Origin of the sequence: Ectobacillus soli (genome assembly GCF_042610425.1) — a bacterium.
In the GTDB taxonomy this organism is placed as follows: domain Bacteria; phylum Bacillota; class Bacilli; order Bacillales; family Bacillaceae_G; genus Ectobacillus.
The window spans coordinates 147,366-166,376 of record NZ_JBGJZM010000003.1; the positions used below are offsets into that span (position 1 = coordinate 147,366).

A 19,011-nucleotide genomic window follows, 5' to 3' on the forward strand; every position below is an offset into this window, starting at 1 on the left:
ATATGAAATGTCAAACGATACATTTAACGAATGGAAAATTATGATTCGTATAAAATCTGCTTGGCTCACAAAAAATACGAGTAAAACGTCGAAAGGAGCACAACATGATGAAACGAATATGGATTTCCTTCGGCCTCGTACTCGCATTTCTTACAGCTAGTCTGCCTTGTGTGTTTGCTTATTCAAATGCAGCGAATCATTGGGGCGTTGCGCGTAACAAAAACGAAAATCCTCCTGATGCCGGAAAAAAATTCACAAATCTGATTGAAAAGTATGATGGATTTTATCTTGGAGATATAAAAAAGAAGGATATTTATCTTACTTTTGATAACGGTTATGAAAACGGCTATACGGAAAAAATTCTCGATGTATTAAAGGAAAAGAAAGTGCCAGCGACCTTTTTTATTACAGGTCAATACATTAAAGATCAGCCTGAACTGGTCAAACGTATGGTGAATGAGGGGCACATCATCGGTAATCATTCTTGGCATCACCCTGACTTAACGACGATCAGCGATGAAAAACTTCGCAGTGAAATTCAGCAAATTGAAACCGAAGTAAAGCAACTAACCGGACAAAAAGAAATGAAGTATCTCAGACCGCCACGCGGTATTTTTAGTGAACGAACTCTTGCTATTACAAAAGAAATGGGCTACTACAACGTCTTGTGGTCCCTAGCCTTTCTAGATTGGAAGGTCGACCAGCAGCGTGGCTGGCAATATTCATACGATTCGGTAATGAAACAAATTCATCCGGGCGCAGTTATATTGTTACATTCGATATCAAGTGACAATGCAGGCGCATTAGCTAAGATTATTGATGACCTTCGTACAAAAGGATATCAATTTAAAAACCTAGATGATTTAGTTGCACAGAAATTTGGAAAATGAGAAAAGAGCGTTAAGCAGAGTGGTGCTTAACGCTTTTTTTAGGCAGAATTTAGGTTTATTATTGAAAATGAAACATTTATTATCGAATACCGAATTTTATTATCGAAATGGGAGCATTTATTATCGAAACCCGTAAGTTTATTATCGAAACGAAAATCAAAACAAAGCCTACTATACGAGCTACAACGATTAATTATAGATGTTCAAATGAAAGTTTGAGGTGTACAAATGCTTATTGAATGTACAAAAAAATTATCTGATGCTATGAAAATAAAACCAGCGAATATTGTACCTATCAAGCGAAAACCATTTAATGAAGGTTAAGTGATCCAAGATCGTATTTTAATCACTTAACCTTCAGATTTCACCTTTCTTTTGTTTAGCAAAAGGGGTCATTTGCTTGGTTCATTCTTACCTAGTTTAGTCATGCACCAAGCATTGATACAAATTGTTATCCCTATGATAAGCAGAAGGGGAAAGATGACTTGGATATCCACAATGTTTTGTAGCATGCTTTTAAACCCCCAGGTAGCAGGTAATACTTTCCCGATGACTTCCATGGCATATGGAAGCATATTAGCTGGAAACATAATTCCCGATAGCATAACGGAAGGTAGGAATAAAAATTGGGATACCATTGTTAATTTTGTGCTTCTTTTTAAGAGTAGTCCCAATACGGTTCCCACCGATAAACTCGCCGTAATAAAAACTGCCAGAGACAGAAAGAATAACGGCAAATTGCTAGGGGTCTTTGCATGAAATGCGATAGGCGCTACAAAAAATATGATTAGGCTCATGATAAACAAATGAATAAATGCTGAGATGAAGTTATTGATAGCTGCCGTCCATAAAGGAATTCTCCCTACCTTGTATGCCTTGATTATTTCGCTTCCGTACATTTCTACTAGAGGTGACGGAGCACCAAGAAATGCACCCATCGTTACTCCAAATACAATCATTGACTCTAGGAGCGTTTCCTTTGCTATTGGATTAATCGAGGTAAATATGCCCCCCATAAATCCAAAGAATACAATTGGTACGACATAATACGTGAGCAATACCTCTCTCGTCCGCAAATCAAGCTTCCATTGAAGGACTACACCGTATAGAAATGCATTCATGCTTTTGCCTCCTTTGCAATATCCATAAATCGTTGTTCTAATGTCGCTCGTTCTATTTTTATATCAAGAACATCTGCTTGCTGCTTCTTTGCAATGGTAAGTAATTCAAGCAAGGCTTCGCCAATATTGTCTGTTTCAAACAAAGAATATCCTTGTTCTTCACCGTTATAATGACTCATGGATAGTTCCTGTATTTTTAAAGGGAAAGTTGTCTTTACATACATTCTGCTATGGTCTCCTCTATCACGAGTTAGCTCATTAGGTATACCCATATAGGCGATTTTACCATTTTTAAGAATTGCGATTCGATCGCATAGGCTCTCGACCTCAGCCATATCATGGCTTGCCATAATAATAGTTTTCCCCTTCTGCTTCAACTTGCGAATTTCTTCATGCAATAATACTCTGCCTTCTACATCGAGTCCTGCAGTTGGTTCATCAAGAAATAGAATGTCGTGATCTCCTATCATGGCAAGCACAATATGCAATCTTCTTTTCTGCCCCATGGACATTTCTTTGTACTGCTTGTTCTTTAATTCACTTATACCAAACGTATCCATTGCTGATACGTTCACAGGGACTTGATTCCACCTGCAAAACAATTGAATGGCTTCTATTGCTTTCATACTTGCAGGTAGTGAGGATGATTGCAGCTGAACACCAACTTTTCCGTCCACAACAATGCTTCCACTAGTAACGTTTCGAATTCCCTCGATACATTCCAAAGTCGTTGTTTTGCCTGCTCCATTTGTACCAAGAAATCCAAAAATTTCTCCGCGGTTGACAGTAAAGGATATGTCTTTAATTACAGGATTGGTTCCATAGGTTTTTACTAAATGGTCAATTTTAAGTGCAAAGCTCATTGTTTTCCCTCCATTTCCGGTAAGGTAATCAGTAAATTTTTTCCTTCCAATTCACTCACCTCCCATCTTTATTATGAATCATGATGTTACGTGATGAACAATCCTTTTTTTTATAAAAATTAGAACTTTTGGAGTTTTCTTACAAGTCCATACCTTTAAGGGGGAGTAACGGCTGGTTCATGGGTTGCTCTTTTTTCATTTGTTGGAATTTTACTAAACTTATTTGGTTTTACGAACTATCCCCCGAAAGCTTGGCCAAGTAGAAGACATCATCTTTGCAATTGGTGTTCTGGGCTGACATGAAAAAAATGGTGGTAATAACTAAGATCTATATTCTTTCCTGTAGGTAATAGCACAAATGTACAAGCAGTGGATGATAAAACTTCATAAAGATAGATTAGAAGTAATATCTACAGTCAGTGAAGATTAGCTTAAGCTTACTGATTGTAGAGTTGCTTCATGAAAAATTAAATTAATAAGGAGACGAAACAAATGCAAGCCTTAACTGGCAAAGAAATTAAGATGATCGATGTGAGCCATTATACAGGATCAGTTGATTGGCAAAAGGTCGCAGCTGCTGGATTTAAAGCTGCCTATATGAAGGTGACAGAAGGAATAAATTTTATTGATGAAACATTTGATGGTCATGTTAAATGGGCTACTACTTTTGGTATCGCTTGTGGAGCATATCATTTTGCGCGTCCGGAGATTAACCAGGACCCTATCGTGGAAGCAAACCATTTTTTAAATACGATTAGCGGACATAATTTTGAATTAATGCCTGTGTTAGATTATGAATCTCCTGCGAAGCAATATCCATTATCTCCTAAATTTATGAGTGAATGGGCGAGAAATTTCGTCAATTACGTTCAGCTAAAAACTGGACGAGCAGTGATAGTTTATACAGGGAAATGGTTTGTTGATATGTATGGAATTTATGGGATCAATGATCAACCGTTGTGGGCTTCCCGTTATGCGGATGTTCCGCCTGATGATTTTGGAGGCTGGAAACAATGGACAGCTTGGCAATACAGTGATTCAGAATATGTTGATGGAGCTGGTAATTGTGATGTAAGTTATGCAATATCTTTAGATGCGTTAAAAGGTGGTAACGTCTCTACCCAACCACAAGGGTCGTCTTCTCATCCGCTACAATTTAAGGTGAACGACGGAAGTGTTATTTTACCGCCTGACTGGAAAACCAACAATCTTGGTTATCTTACGATTACGGCTGATGTAGCAAATGTTCGTCAGGAGCCTAATCTAAATGGAAAGGTTCTTCGTACGGCATTGAAAGATTCTGGTCATGTATACCTTGATTGGAGCTATGACAGCCAACGTTTTTGGTACAAGGTTGCGGAGGATAACTGGGTAAGCGATAAGGATGCTTCTATTAATAAGGATGGTAAAACAAAAGGCGTCGTATGGGTAAGTGCAAATAGTGTAAATGTCCGCAAGGGTGCATCAAAAACGGATCCTATTGTAGAACAAATTACTAAAGTTGGTGCTTATGATGCCTGGTATCGTTATGGAGATTGGATATACGTGAATAACAACGGTCTAAAAGGTGGATGGATTTATTTTGATCCTGCCTATGTGAAATGGATTCGATAATTTAGAAAACAGCAATTTAATCCCGAAACCCCGTAATTTAATCCTAAAAACCAAAACTTAATCCCAAACTGTCACATTAGCACACTCAATACAATTTCACAACTGGTTCATGATATAATAGCCTCAATATGTAAAAAAGGGTGATCATGATGTGGAGCGCCACCGTTAGCCTAGAGAGTCCATATAATTTTGAACAAGTATTGCAGCGCTTATCTATAGATCCACTAAATATCATTGACATAAATGAACAGCTTGTCAAAGTTCCCATACGCTTGAACAATGAACAAGACGTAGTTACGATAAAAGCAACCGGAACATTTGAAAAACCGGCATTTCAGCTTTCTGGTACAATGAACACAGCTGAGGCAGAGGAGCGCATTCGCGAGATTTTCGGCTGGAACGTACAAATGGAACAGATGCTCACTCATTTTCGCTCAACTTCCTTGCGCCCTTTAAGTGAGCGCTATGCGTATACGCCGATTGTGTTAGATTTCGATCCATTTGCAAGCTTAGCAAGGTGCATCATTCATCAGCAGCTCAATTTGAAATTTGCTTTTACATTAACGCAGCGTTTTTATACGACATTTGGAACAAGTATGGACGGGGTTTGGTTTCCACCATCACCAGAACGCGTAGCAAACATTTCTGTTTCAGAGCTGCGTGAGCTTCAATTTAGTCAGCGGAAAGCGGAATATGTAATCGGGCTGGCAGAAAAAATAGTAGATGGAACGATCAACATCGGAGAATTGCGTCACCTTTCCAATGAAGAGATTGAGAAGAAGCTGCTGCCGCTGCGCGGAATCGGACCGTGGACCGTACAAAACTTTTTGCTATTTGGTCTTGGCCGAAAAAACTTGTTTCCAAAGGCAGATATTGGTCTGCAACGTGCCATCCAGCAGTTATTTAAATTAGAAACTAAACCAACTGATGAATTTATGGAACAGCTAAAGAACGAATGGGAGCCGTACGGAAGCTATGCATCCCTGTATCTTTGGCGCAGTATAGAGTAGGAGTTAAAATCATGAACGAAAAACAAAACGTAAGTCAATTACAAATGGGACAAACCTTCCCTGTTACTATAAAACGAATGGGGATTAACGGAGAAGGTGTCGGCTATTTCAAACGACAAGTCGTCTTTATACCAGGTGCACTGCCCGGAGAAGAAGTTGTCGCAGAAGTAACTAACATCAAACGAGGCTATGCCGAAGCAAAAATAAAGAAAATCCGCAAGAAGTCCCCGCAACGCGTATCGCCTATATGCCCGGTATTCGACCAATGCGGTGGATGTCAGCTTCAGCATATTTCGTACGAAGGACAACTAGAGAATAAACGAGATATTGTTGTCCAAGCCTTTGAAAAATATACAAACATACCGCCAGCAATCATTCGTCCGACCATCGGAATGGAAGATCCGTGGCATTATCGTAACAAAAGCCAGCTTCAAGTTGGCAAGGAAAAGGATCATCTCATTGCCGGCCTGTATACCATGAATACTCATCAGCTCGTAGATATATCTGACTGTCCCATTCAGCATTCAAGCACGAATGAAGTTACACAAAAGGTGAAGCGAATTTTAGAGCGGCTTGACATACCCGTTTACAACGAACGAAAAGGAACGGGAATCATCCGTACCATCGTTACTCGCGTTGCCCTGCAAACGGGAGAAATCCAGCTCGTTCTCATTACAAGTAAAAAAGAATTTCCGCGTAAGGACCAGCTCATGAAGCAAATCCAAACGGCACTACCACATGTAAAATCAATCATGCAAAACGTAAACGGGGAAAAAACATCCCTTATTTTTGGAGATGAAACCTTCCGCCTAGCAGGGAAAGAAGTTATTCAAGAAACACTTGGAGACTTGTCATTCGAACTTTCTGCAAGAGCATTCTTCCAGTTAAATCCTGTTCAAACGGTAAAGCTTTACAACGAAGCAAAAAAAGCAGCGCAGCTAACCGGCAAGGAAAAAATCGTTGACGCATACTGCGGTGTCGGAACAATCGGACTATGGCTTGCCCCGCAAGCAGCAGAAATTCGCGGTATGGACGTGATTGCAGAATCCATTGAGGATGCGAAGAAAAATGCCAAGAAACACGGATTCTCTAATGCGAAGTATGTAACTGGAAAAGCCGAACACTGGCTTCCAAAATGGGTGAAGGAAGGCTGGCAACCAGATGTTGTTGTAGTAGACCCACCACGAACGGGCTGTGACGATAAACTGCTCGATGCGATTTTACAAGTGAAACCGAAACGGATGGTGTATGTGTCTTGCAATCCTTCTACGTTAGCAAGAGATGTGAAACGGTTAGCGAAGTCGTATGAAGTGAAATATGTACAGCCGCTAGATATGTTTCCGCAGACGAGTCACGTAGAGTGTATCTCGCAACTCATTTTAAAAGAAGGCAACTAACCCTTGGGGTTGTTGCCTATTCTTGTTCTTCGAAAGGATTTAAGAAGTTGTAATGAAGAGCTTTATGTTGGCCTTTTATGCATTCCATTGATGATTTTATTTGGTGGGTTAGAGGAACTTGGCTGGCGATACATTTTGCAGACATCATTAGAAAAACAACTTCCTTTTGAAATTGCAACTTTACTTACAGCTTGTATTTGGGCAATATGGCATCTCCCCCTATTTTTCATTGAAGGGACAGTACAAAGCACCTGGAATTTTGGCTCATTTATCATTATGGTATTCGGAATGTCCTTTGCATTGGCAACTTTATTATATATAAGCAAAAGTATATGGCTATGCATTCTGTTTCACAGTATGGTAAATGCACTGACTTCATCATGGGTTATTGAGGATAGTATAGAGATAAAAGTTTGCACTACCATATCGATGATTATTTCATCGCTTCTGATTGTTAAGTGTTACAAAAGGAAAAAATCATACCATACATTTAGTAAGTGAGTGTAAACTTCATTTGTAAGTGTGTCGCAATTTCAAAAATAAAGAAGTAAATTTTTCAATGAACTAAGAAGGTTTACTCATGCACTATTTCACATTTTTTAGCAAATCTCATTGGGGTATGTATCCTTCTACTTATTTGATAAAACGTACTGATTATAAGTATAGCAACTATTTTTTACCACATGGGTAACTTTTGCTAAATCGTACATTTTAAAAAATGAAGTTACACAAATAATGAATAGTAAATAACTACACAACAACTCAATTGGGTTGTTTTTTTTGTTGACATAAAATATACCCTAGTGTTAGGGTATATTTATCCTGAAATTAGGATAAATAATATTAGGATAAAGGGAGAGAACTTTAATGGGTATTTTATCAATTATTCTTCAAGTTATATTAGGATTAGGATTTTTAATGTTTGGATTTATGAAGTTCGGATCAAAGCAAATGGTGGAAGGATTTAAGCATTTTGGGTATCCAGGATGGTTTAGAGTATTTACAGGATTAGTAGAAGTCATTTCGGCAGTTTTAGTGATTGCAGGTATCTGGAATGAGACATTGGCTGCTTGGGGTGGTTTATTCATTGTAGGAACGATGATCGGAGCCCTTATTACTCATATCAAAGTAAAAGATACTGTCAAAACAATGATGATGCCAATCCTTTTGTTAATTCTTGGATTAGTAGTATTGCTTATACATTTCGGATCCTTGCTTGGATAAAAACAAATTAACCTATAGGAGAGATACAAATGGAATTTAAAATTATTAAACCTCAGGATCAAGCGACCGGGCAGTTTGATGGCGGTAAAATAAAAGAGCAAAAACCGATTGGCTTTTCCGGAGAAGGATCATTAATAAATCGGTTAGGACCATTATTTTACTGGGCTTGGGGGCATTCTCAGGGACCTGCAGAAATTGGCCTACATCCACATCAAGGGTTTGAAATTATTACTTATGTGATAAAGGGAAAGGCGTATCATCGTGATACGCTTGGTACGGAAAGTGTTGTAGATGAAGGGGGAACCCAAATCATGCAAACAGGATCCGGTGTGTATCATGCAGAAGCATTTAAAGAGCCATCGGAAATTTTTCAAATCTGGTTTGAACCACATTTAAGTCAGGCAATAAAACGTACACCAACTTATTTACAATACAATTCTGAGGACTTTTCCGTAATAAATAAAGAAGATGTAACGATTAAGACAATACTAGGAAATGATTCACCATTGAAAATTGTGACAGATGCAGGGATGAGGGATATCTGTATTCCAAGTGGAGCGGTATATACCCATAGTCTTTCGCAAAATCGGACATTAGCTGGTTTAGCCATCAGAGGCGATGGAACTTTTTCATTAGACACGAATGCCCCAGCTCGTTTTGCACATAAAGATTTTGTTATCGTTCAATCAGGACAGGGCGGAGAAGTATCCATTCAAGCTTTAGATCAAGACCTTAGAATTTTCCTAATTGAAGTTCCGACTGAAGTTGAGTATCCTTTATACAGAAAACCAAGATAATCTAAATTGTAATGTTTTCAGTTATCGTAATAGGAGGTTCGTTGAATGTATCAAGGAGATGAACAAAGCCAGATTGATTTACGTCTTTTCCGCGTCTGGCTGAATGCTAGTAAAACTATTTTTGATCATGTGGTAAAAGATGTAGAAAGATACGGAATTAGTATAGAGAATTTTATGATTTTGGAACTTCTTTATAATAAGGGACCCCATACGATCCAAAAAATTAGCGAAAAATTGTCTATTCCTAGTGGAAGTATCACTTACGTTGTAGATAAGCTAGAAAAGAAAGAATTTGTAAAAAGAGAGCCAAGTCCAACAGATCGACGAGCTTCAAATGTAGTTATAACGGATAAAGGTCATAGTTTATTTAAAGAAATCTTTCCTCAACACGTGCAAGTAATATCCGAAAATTTATCCTATATAAGTAATGAGGAAAAAATACAGCTAACTGATCTTCTTAAAAGGATTGGACTTGGTGCAAGTCAGATGAAACAATAGCAAATTTTTGTGTAGGTGAGTTAGGGGAAGATTTCACATACTATCACGTTACTTCTGAGATGTGATTGAACCAGATGGACATGTAGACGCACAATGCTATTTTTGTAATGAGACGAGAAGTTTAGAGGAAATAAAAAAATTAGCTATTTAGAAATATCATCCCTTTATTTTTAATTGTAAAGGGACTTTTTAACGTAAAATTGTGAAACAGTTTACTGAAGGTAACAGGTAGCAAGAGTACAAGAATCGGATGCTACGGGAATCATTTTTTCTTAATGTGCTAACGAAGCAGTTTTGCTCTAACTTGCTGTATTCTTTAATTCAAATCTTATGATAAGATAGGTTAAAGTATCAATTCACCAATGGATTGAAGCATATTTGAGGAGTGGCAGATGTGATATGGAAACGTGTTGTCGGATGGCTATTGATTGTATGTATGGGAATAGCTATGCTGTATATGCTATTTGCTAATCAGGAAAAGAGACTTATAAGTGAGAATGCAAAAAATGGAATACTAGATTTAACAAATCTGCCTACTTCGATAAAAATACTTCCTCTTTCTGGTGAATGGAAATTCATTCCGAATGAGTTTGTTGATCCAACAAAGTTTTACCAGGATGCGCCTAATCAAGAGGTTCCTAAGGAATGGGATAATGATATACAATATGGCTCGTACCAGATATTAATTATCTTACCTAATCAATTTTCGGAAGTTGGGTTTCGTATTAGGAATATTTGGTCTGCCCACACGATTTATGTAAATGGTGACAAAATATATGAGGCTGGCCGTGTAGGGACATCCAAAGAAGGAATGGTTCCTAAGAATCCTGCTTATGAGGTTAGTGTAAAGCCAAAATCACCGAAACTTCTTGTGACCATTCATGTCTCCAATTTTTATAATGCAAGAGGGGGAATCGTATTTCCAATCGATTTTGGCGATGCTCTTGCAATCAATAAGGACTCTCAAAACGATCTTTCTATGGAACGGATAGGGATTTTTTTGTTCCTTCTCTTTAGTACGTTTCATTTAACGATTTTTTTACTTCGAACAAAAGAGGTTGCCTTTTTTTATAGTGGTTTATTTTTGCTTTGTTCAGCAGTATATCTGATGACAAGAGGGGAAACCAGATTATTACTTCGTAAGTTTCCAAATTTATCTTTTGATTTTTATTTTCGCTTGCAAGATTCGGTTACTTTTTTTGCCGTTATCCTCTTTCTATTATATATTCTTGCAATCATGCCAACTTTCATGAAGAAAAAATACCTTGTTCTTTTATTTTCTCCTCTTGTTATATATGGAGTATTGATTGTTTTGCTTCCGGCTCGATTATTATCAAACTTGCAATATGTATTTTTCTTTTATTCAGATATTCTATTGCTTGGTATTTTTACTCGGCTCATTGTCATAATATACAAAAAAAGTTGGCTGATTGCAAAAAACGAAATGGTTATCCTCTGTTTCATGCTTTTGTTTTTGTTTATGTTTGCAAGCAGCGGATCGTTTGATCAATTGTTTTTCTCTGGGCGTAATGTTTTCAATCGTCTCGGCTTTTTAGGGTATGTTATTTCAATGAATGTATTTTTATCCATTCGTCTCATCAATCGAACAGATGAAGCAGAGATTGCTGCAGAGCAAACAAAACGCGCCCTGAATAAAGCTACTGAAAATGAAATTTCCTTTTTGCAAACGCAAATTAAACCACATTTCTTATACAATGCGCTGAGTAATATTATTGCATTTTGCTATACAGACGGAGAACGAGCAGCTCACTTACTTTCGATGTTAAGTTCGTATTTACGGTATCTATTTCAATTTGGAAAAGAGGGGCATTCTACTTTATTACAACAGGAATTAGATATTATTGAAGCATATGTTGAGCTTGAGAAAGCTCGCTTTGGAGAAAGATTCTCTTATTCTTGCAAGATTGAGAATTCTATCGATTGTAGTCATATTGAAATTCCAAGTTTACTTATTCAGCCTCTTGTCGAGAATGCGATACGGCATGGTTTGTTTGAAAAAACCGGAACCGGATATGTTCAGCTCTTCATTTCGAAAAAAGACCAAATCCTTTATATTCAAGTAGTTGACGATGGTATCGGTATGTCTGAAAATCAACGAAAAGAATTAATGGAAGGTAGAATGATAAGAAGTGGTATAGGCTTTACAAATGTACTGCGCCGGGTTAGACAAATATCAAAAGGGGATTTTTCGGTACATTCAATAGAAGGGAAAGGAACAACAATCGAGTTAACGATTCCAATAAAGGAGATATAAATATGTGGCGAATCATGGTTGTTGAAGATGAGAAGTTAATATTAGAATTGCATACAAGATTATTGGAGAAACACGGTCCATTTCAAGTGATGGGTTCTTTTTCATTTCCTTTAGATGCACTAAAAGAGATTCCAGAGCATGAATTGGATGCACTTTTGCTAGATATTGAAATGCCAACTATGACAGGAATCGAGTTAGCGAAACAGTTGGTGGATACAGGAATCGATGTACCTGTTATCTTTTCAACAGCGTACTCCCAATATGCAGTAGATGCTTTTCGCGTTCAAGCACTGGATTATATTCTAAAGCCAATGACTCCAAGCACAGTGAAGCAGCTTGATGAGCGGTTAACGAAATATTATGGTATGCAGCAACGGAAAACAAAAGCAGAAAAACTGTATATTCAACTGTACGGAGATACGTTTGTCAAAATTGGGAATCGGGATGTGAAGTGGCCGACCCGTGTGACGGAAGAATTATTTTATTATTTTCTTATTCAGGAAGGAAAAATGTGCTCGAAGTGGCGGATTATTGACGCAATCTGGCCGAATCTAGATGAAAAACGTGCTCTTTCGAATTTGTATAATACGATTTATCGAATACGGCAGCTATTTGTAGAACTCGAGGTTCCAATTTTAATTAACCGTGTCAACGGCGGGTATCAAATGAATGCAAAGGAAAACATTGTAGTAGAAAACAATGAAAATAGACACGAAATGTTATTAGAATCAAAGGGATATTTATGGGCGTATAGCTTTGACAAAAAGTAATTTTATATCGTCCTATACCGTTATTTTGAGAGAATTTTGAGAGAAAGGAGATGGTAATTTTATAAGTAAAAAAGGGGATGATGGTGGAGTCTATGGATAACTCAAGTGAAAATTTCAAAGAAATTAAAATTCTGGAAAATAAAAAGAATATGAACGAATTAGATACAGACTGGTTGTATCTTATTTTTACAGCGAAGAGTATCGGGATAGAGAAAAGTGAAGTTAGAGAGTTCATTGAGAAGAATACATATGCTAGATAATGATTGATGTTAGATGAAATCAAAGCTAACAAACATAACTCATTTTATATAGGACCAATACGTAGTGGTTAAAGAAATCTAGTTACAAAAATACCTGTAAAGAGAGAATAAAACAGTGCTTTTTAAAATAAAACGAAATGAAACATATGGATAAAGGATGAGAAATACGGGAGAAATCCCAATTTTTTCATCCTTTATTTTTTTGTATAACTATTTGTCTAAATTAGGGCTTGGATTCAAGGAGTCTTCTCGTTCTTTTATGAATAATTATAGAAAAATTATGAATAAATGATAAAATAGTCCTCTTTTTCGATAGGAAGGGTTATTATTAAAGGGGATAAGATTGTTTTGAATTTTAATAGTGAAATATGTTTAGGAGGTCCTATGTGTACTTGGAGGGGGAACATTCATGGAGCAATATACAAAAAATCTTATATTTATTAAAAAATATAGTTGGAATTTAGCGATTCCTCTTTTGTTACTTATATTCGTTATTTTATTTAACCACCGTTTATATGGAATATTTGGAGCAAATAATTATGTGACGATGCATTTAATAATGGAAATCATAATTATTGTTACATGTTTTACGATCGCTATTCAAGCATGGCTCATTTTTCCATTTATTTTATCCAATGATCGGTTATATATCGGTTCCCTTTTTCTTGCATTAGGTCTTCTAGAAATCCTACATACTATTTCTTATAAAGGCATGCCCTTTTTTTTGGAGCAAAGCTCCTCGTATTCAGCTACATGGTTCTATATGATTGCTCGTTTGACACAGGTTGTTGGATTATTAATCATTTTCATGTTAAAGCCCAAAAAAGTCCATGCTTATCAGCGTTGGATTGCATATAGTCTAGCTTGTTTGTATGTCCTTGTTTGGTTGTTGATTATCTATGATCCATATCATCTGTTACCTGCTCTGGTCGTTGAAGGTGTGGGGACGACTGCATTAAAGAATGGAATGCAGTATGCGGCTATCACGATGCAATTTGTACTCATTTTTTATTTATTTAAAACGGTTGATATTAATCAAACCAGTAACATCATGATTATTCTGGCATCAGTATATTTAATACTTGGAGATTCAATGTTTACAATTTATAAAAGTGTGTATGATATTAGCAATTTCATTGGACACTTATTTCAATTAGTAGGGTTTTACTTTTTGATACGGGCTTTTTATTATTCATCTGTTGAAAAACCCTTTCAGGATTTAATCAGGGCTCAACATAAATTGGAAAGGTCAAAGAAAAAGCTGCATCATATGGCTTATCATGATGAATTAACAAAATTGCCAAATTATCGGTTTTTTACTGAAAAATTGAAGGATGAATTGAAAGTAGAGGGGACGAAAAAGGCAATTCTGATTATTAAGATTGATCGGCTCAAATCAGTACAAGATTCGCTCGGACATTCATTTGAATCCTTGATGTTACAAAAAATTGCGGATCGGTTGCGTGCATCTCTTCCTTCAGAACTATTTATAAGTAAGTTGAGAACAGGAGAATTTACGATTATTTTCGATTCGGTAGAAAATAAAGAGGACGTTATGAAGGTGTGTGACCGTATTCAAGAAGTAATGAAAGAACCTGTCCAGCTAAAGCACATATTGTTTAAAGTTACAATACATATTGGAATTTCTCTATATCCATGTAATGGAAATAACGAATTAGAACTATTAAAGCATGCTCAAATTGCTATGCGTGAAGCTCAAAAAGTATCACAACCATATTTGTTTTATCGTTCTGAAATGGAGCAGCAGTTTGAAGAAAAACTAGATCTTGAACGTGATTTGTATAATGCCCTTGATCAAGGGGAGTTCTATCTTGTATATCAGCCACAGGTTGATGTTAATACAGGTCGTATAGATTCTGTTGAGGCTTTACTTCGATGGAAGCATCCAGAAAAAGGGTGGATTTCTCCAGCTACATTCATCCCAATTGCAGAAGAAACAGGTCTTATTGTACCGATTGGGGAATGGGTATTGGAAACGGCTTGTAAACAAGCTAAACAGTGGCATGAAGAGGGGATCTCAAATATTCGAGTTGCTGTTAATTTATCAATCAGACAATTTTTTCAACAAAATTTAGTGAAGATGGTAGAGGATGTTCTGGCACACACAAATCTTTCCCCGTGCTATCTCGAATTGGAAATCACGGAAAGTATGACGATGGATACGAGCCATGCAATTGAACTGTTGCATGAGTTGAAGAGATTAGGAGTTAACATTGCGGTTGATGACTTTGGAACCGGCTATTCATCTATGTCTTATTTAAAGGATTTTCCGATTGACTGTTTGAAAATAGATCGTTCATTCGTTTGTAATGTTCAATCAAATAGCCATGATGCCGCTCTTATTTCTATGATTATTTCGATGGCAAAGCATCTTAGGTTGAAGGTTATTGCGGAAGGTGTAGAGGAAGTGGAACAGTTTTCCTTTTTAGCAAAACGGGATTGTGATACGATTCAAGGGTATTTGTTCAGTAAACCTCTTCCTCCTAAAGAAATATCAGCGAATTTCGGCAAAATACAAAATAATGTATATTCTATAACTGGAATTGGAGAATTAAGTTCAAATCACGGTATGAATGTGTAGAGGAATGGCACGTTGCTTAACTGGATAACTATTTTAAAATCGTTGACTTACATTAATATATACAGAAGGAGACCGAATGAATAATTACAAATTAATCATACAATATGATGGGAATCGTTATAAAGGCTGGCAACGGCTCGGCAGTGGCGAGAGTACCATTCAAGGGAAAATAGAGAATGTGTTATCTGAGTTAGTTGGTAGAGAGATTGAAATCATCGGCTGCAGTAGAACGGATGCAGGGGTACATGCACTTGCCCAAATTGCCAATTTTAAAGTAGAAGAAAATTTGACTGAAGCTGAAATCAAAAGTTACTTCCATCAATATCTGCCTCGCGATATTAGTGTTACAGAGGTTACATTAGTTCCGGAACGGTTTCATGCCCGGTATAACGCAAAGGCGAAGACCTATTTGTATAAGATTTGGAACGAAGATCATACAAATCCCTTTATGAGAAAATACAGCATGCATGTTGAGCAACAGCTAGATACCGAGCAAATGAAGAAGGCGTGTCAATATTTTCTTGGGGAGCATGACTTTACGGCCTTCTCCAATGCGAAGTCGAAGAAAAAATCGATGGTACGTCACATCAATTCCATTGAATTAGAAAGAAATGGCGGCTTTATCGATATTCGGGTGAGCGGAGATGGATTTCTGTATAATATGGTTAGAAAAATAGTCGGAACACTAATTCAAGTAGGACTTGGGGAAGTAAGTCCTGCAAATATACCAAGCATGCTGGAAGCAAAGGACCGAAGTTTAGTAAGTCTTCTAGCTGAGCCGGGTGGTCTCTATTTGGAACACATTGAGTATTAAAAAAGGGAAACTCTTGCGCTTGGAAAAGCAGGAGTCTTCTTTTTTTATACAAAAATAAGAAATGATCTAAAAGCCGCTACTTTTAGGTTAGCGAAATCGCTTCAAGTAGCACAAAGAAGAGGATTTATTGATAGTGACATCGAAATTCATTATGATTTGTTCACAAAATATAAAAAGAATTTCATACTAGTAGGAGAATGTAAATATGGCACATCATCACACGGAAAGTAAAGGACATCAGCATGGTCATGATCATCATCATGCAGGAAATTATGGCTTTGCATTTGGGGTTGGTATTGTCTTAAATACGCTTTTCATTATTGTGGAGGCTACGTACGGAATCCTAGGAGATTCTTTGGCATTGCTAGCTGATGCAGGACATAATTTAAGCGATGTTTTGGGGTTAATTGTGGCTTGGATCGCGGTTTGGCTCGGGAAGAAGGTACCTACTCCTAAGCGAACCTATGGATATAAGAGAAGTACGATTTTAGCGGCATTGTTTAATGCAGTTTTCTTGCTTATTGCCGTCGGTGCGATTGCATGGGAAGCAATTCAGCGCTTTTCCACTCCTGCCCCTGTTGCGGGTACAACGGTGATTATTGTAGCAGTCATTGGTATTATCATTAATACAATTACGGCTCTCCTGTTTATGTCAGGTGGAAAACAGGACTTAAACATACGAGGAGCCTTCTTACATATGGCTGGAGATGCATTGGTTTCTGTAGGGGTTGTCATTGCAGGATTTGTTATTCTTTGGACAGGGTGGCAATGGTTAGATCCACTTGTTAGCTTACTCATTGCGATTGTGATTTTAATTGGAACGTGGAGTCTGCTTAAGGAATCGCTTGATCTTTCTCTAGATGCTGTACCAGCTGGAATCGATGTGAAAGGCATTAAGACGTATTTGCAGAAGATACCTACGGTTACGGAGGTACACGATTTACATGTATGGGGAATGAGTACATCAGATGCTGCATTAACCGTCCATTTAATTCGTTCTGATTTAGAGGATAATGATCGTTTGCTGCAGCAAGTATGTAAGGAGCTACATGACCAATTTGGAATTGAGCATGCGACCATTCAAATTGAAACAGGAACCTATTCGTGTTCCTTAGCTCCTGAGGATTCTGTTTGATTGGAATAATGAATGTGTACTGGTCCCCTTAACCTCATTGGTTTGGGGGATTTTCTTGCTATTATATGTACAATTTATATTATAATAAAAGGAAAAAAAGAAGGTCGTTAGAAATGATACGTTTTACGAATGATTATAGTGAGGGTGCCCATCCAAAGGTTTTGGAAAAACTCATAGAGACAAATTTAGAGCAAACAATCGGATACGGAGAAGATCCTTATTGTGAAAAGGCTATTCAGCTTATTAAGGAAAAATGTATGCGTGAGGATGTAGATGTGCATTTTTTAGTTGGGGGAACGCAGACCAATTTAACATTTATATCAGCCGCTCTTCGTCCACATCAAGGGGCACTGAGTGCAGATACTGGGCATATTAACGGACATGAAAGTGGTGCGATTGAAGCAACCGGACATAAAGTATTAGCAATGCCCAACACAGATGGAAAAATAACCGCAGAGCAAGTTCAGCTAGCATATGAGGAACATATGGAGGACAGGGCCCACGAGCATCTCGTACAGCCAAAGCTAGTCTATGTATCCAATCCAACAGAGCTTGGGACAATCTATAGCAAGGCAGAGCTGACTGCCATTCATGACGTATGTAAGAAAAATGATCTCATTCTTTACTTAGACGGCGCTCGCTTAGGCTATGCTCTCGCAGCGGAAGATAATGATCTCGATCTACCGACCATCGCAGAACTTTGTGATGCCTTCTATATTGGTGGAACAAAGATAGGCGCATTGTTTGGAGAGGCACTTGTTATCCGGAATAAGGAAGTAAAGAAAGATTTTCGGTATATGCTAAAGCAAAAGGGCGGTATGCTTGCGAAAGGGAGATTGCTCGGCTTGCAATTTCTGGCGATGTTTGAGGATGACTTATATTTTTCTATGTCCAAGCATGCAAATGACATGGCTGCATTAATTAAAGAAGCGTGTGTAAACAAAGGCTATACGTTTCTGACAGAATCAACTACGAATCAGCAATTTCCGATTATCCCAAATAAAGAATTAGAAAGATTAAGTGCTCATTTTGCTTATACACTTTGGCAAAAAGTCGATTCTCATACTAGCGCAGTTCGTTTCTGTACAAGCTGGGCAACAGAGGCACGTGCAGTGCAGGAGCTGGTGAGGGAAATCGAGAAGGGGCAAGCGGTAACCAAAGAGGTGGATTGAAGCCTGTAAAGACAAAAAAGCAGGGAAAGCGGTAAGCAAAGAGGTAGATTGAAGCCTGTAAAGACAAAAAAGCAGGGAAAGCGGTAAGCAAAGAGGTAGATTAAAGCCCGCACAGAAAAAAAAGCAAGGAAAGCGGTAACCACAGAGGTAGATTGAAGCCTGTAAAGACAAAAAAGCAGGGAAAGCGGTAAGCAAAGAGGTAGATTGAAGCCTGTAAAGACAAAAAAGCAGGGAAAGCGGTAAGCAAAGAGGTAGATTGAAGCCCGCGAAGGAAAAAAAGCAGGGAAAGCGGTAAACAAAGAGGTAGATTGAAGCCCGCGAAGGAAAAAAAGCAGGGAAAGCGGTAAGCAAAGAGGCAGATTGAAGCCCGTAAAGGAAAAAAGGCGCCGAGAAGGCGTGTAATATGAGTAGGGCAACTTTTTACCGACATCTACAAAATGCAATAGCAAACTTTGCAGAAATGCTAAATAATAGGTGGATGTAGAGCGAATGGGCGGTACTGAAATAATATTTCAAAATATTGTAAAATATATACATTTGAGAAGAAATAATGTAATTTTTTCATTAAA

Annotated in this window: 16 protein-coding genes; 14 read left to right on the forward strand and 2 right to left on the reverse strand. The window is 37.6% G+C overall.

Going from position 1 to position 19,011, the window contains the following annotated elements; genetic code table 11:
* Positions 1 to 107 precede the first annotated feature (107 nt).
* Positions 108 to 890, forward strand: coding sequence for a delta-lactam-biosynthetic de-N-acetylase (gene pdaA / locus ACAN53_RS15265; RefSeq protein WP_379971099.1), 783 nt, complete (start codon positions 108 to 110; stop codon positions 888 to 890).
* Positions 891 to 1,282: 392 nt separating this feature from the next.
* Here the strand turns inward: pdaA and ACAN53_RS15270 are convergent, their stop codons facing one another.
* Together ACAN53_RS15270 and ACAN53_RS15275 are read right to left on the reverse strand one after the other, a co-directional pair.
* Positions 1,283 to 2,011, reverse strand: coding sequence for an ABC transporter permease (locus tag ACAN53_RS15270; protein WP_379971020.1), 729 nt, complete (start codon positions 2,009 to 2,011; stop codon positions 1,283 to 1,285).
* Positions 2,008 to 2,874: an ABC transporter ATP-binding protein gene (locus ACAN53_RS15275; protein WP_379971021.1), complete on the reverse strand. Its 867-nt coding sequence runs from the start codon at positions 2,872 to 2,874 to the stop codon at positions 2,008 to 2,010. The genes ACAN53_RS15270 and ACAN53_RS15275 overlap by 4 nt, the downstream gene beginning before the upstream one ends.
* 492 nt (positions 2,875 to 3,366) lie before the next feature.
* Between ACAN53_RS15275 and ACAN53_RS15280 the strand changes: the two genes are divergently transcribed.
* The 13 genes from ACAN53_RS15280 (at position 3,367) to ACAN53_RS15340 (ending at position 18,442) form a co-directional block, all read left to right on the forward strand.
* A complete protein-coding gene (locus tag ACAN53_RS15280) occupies positions 3,367 to 4,488 on the forward strand; it encodes a GH25 family lysozyme (protein ID WP_379971022.1) in 1,122 nt (373 codons plus the stop codon).
* Between the two features lie 149 nt (positions 4,489 to 4,637).
* Positions 4,638 to 5,498: a DNA-3-methyladenine glycosylase family protein gene (locus ACAN53_RS15285; RefSeq protein ID WP_379971100.1), complete on the forward strand. Its 861-nt coding sequence runs from the start codon at positions 4,638 to 4,640 to the stop codon at positions 5,496 to 5,498.
* Between the two features lie 11 nt (positions 5,499 to 5,509).
* A complete protein-coding gene (rlmD, locus tag ACAN53_RS15290; protein ID WP_379971023.1) occupies positions 5,510 to 6,895 on the forward strand; it encodes a 23S rRNA (uracil(1939)-C(5))-methyltransferase RlmD in 1,386 nt (461 codons plus the stop codon).
* A gap of 3 nt (positions 6,896 to 6,898) precedes the next feature.
* A complete protein-coding gene (locus ACAN53_RS15295; protein ID WP_379971024.1) occupies positions 6,899 to 7,396 on the forward strand; it encodes a CPBP family intramembrane glutamic endopeptidase in 498 nt (165 codons plus the stop codon).
* A 366-nt stretch (positions 7,397 to 7,762) separates the two neighbouring features.
* Positions 7,763 to 8,119, forward strand: coding sequence for a DoxX family protein (locus ACAN53_RS15300; protein WP_379971025.1), 357 nt, complete (start codon positions 7,763 to 7,765; stop codon positions 8,117 to 8,119).
* A gap of 29 nt (positions 8,120 to 8,148) precedes the next feature.
* Positions 8,149 to 8,916: a pirin family protein gene (locus ACAN53_RS15305; RefSeq protein WP_379971026.1), complete on the forward strand. Its 768-nt coding sequence runs from the start codon at positions 8,149 to 8,151 to the stop codon at positions 8,914 to 8,916.
* 45 nt (positions 8,917 to 8,961) lie between these two features.
* The gene (locus ACAN53_RS15310; RefSeq protein WP_379971027.1) at positions 8,962 to 9,414 is read left to right on the forward strand and encodes a MarR family winged helix-turn-helix transcriptional regulator; all 453 of its coding nucleotides are present in this window, start codon (positions 8,962 to 8,964) and stop codon (positions 9,412 to 9,414) included.
* Between the two features lie 394 nt (positions 9,415 to 9,808).
* Entirely contained in the window at positions 9,809 to 11,689 is a 1,881-nt protein-coding gene (locus ACAN53_RS15315; RefSeq protein WP_379971028.1) for a sensor histidine kinase, read from the forward strand.
* A gap of 2 nt (positions 11,690 to 11,691) precedes the next feature.
* A complete protein-coding gene (locus tag ACAN53_RS15320) occupies positions 11,692 to 12,459 on the forward strand; it encodes a response regulator (RefSeq protein WP_379971029.1) in 768 nt (255 codons plus the stop codon).
* Between the two features lie 669 nt (positions 12,460 to 13,128).
* On the forward strand, positions 13,129 to 15,321 hold the full coding sequence (locus ACAN53_RS15325; protein ID WP_379971030.1) for a bifunctional diguanylate cyclase/phosphodiesterase: 2,193 nt from the start codon (positions 13,129 to 13,131) through the stop codon (positions 15,319 to 15,321).
* Between the two features lie 76 nt (positions 15,322 to 15,397).
* A complete protein-coding gene (truA, locus tag ACAN53_RS15330) occupies positions 15,398 to 16,135 on the forward strand; it encodes a tRNA pseudouridine(38-40) synthase TruA (RefSeq protein ID WP_379971031.1) in 738 nt (245 codons plus the stop codon).
* A 205-nt stretch (positions 16,136 to 16,340) separates the two neighbouring features.
* Positions 16,341 to 17,270, forward strand: coding sequence for a cation diffusion facilitator family transporter (locus tag ACAN53_RS15335; protein ID WP_379971032.1), 930 nt, complete (start codon positions 16,341 to 16,343; stop codon positions 17,268 to 17,270).
* 113 nt (positions 17,271 to 17,383) lie between these two features.
* Positions 17,384 to 18,442 carry a threonine aldolase family protein gene (locus ACAN53_RS15340; protein WP_379971033.1) on the forward strand — a complete coding sequence of 353 codons (1,059 nt, stop codon included), beginning with the start codon at positions 17,384 to 17,386 and terminating at the stop codon, positions 18,440 to 18,442.
* The last annotated feature ends 569 nt before the right edge of the window (positions 18,443 to 19,011 follow it).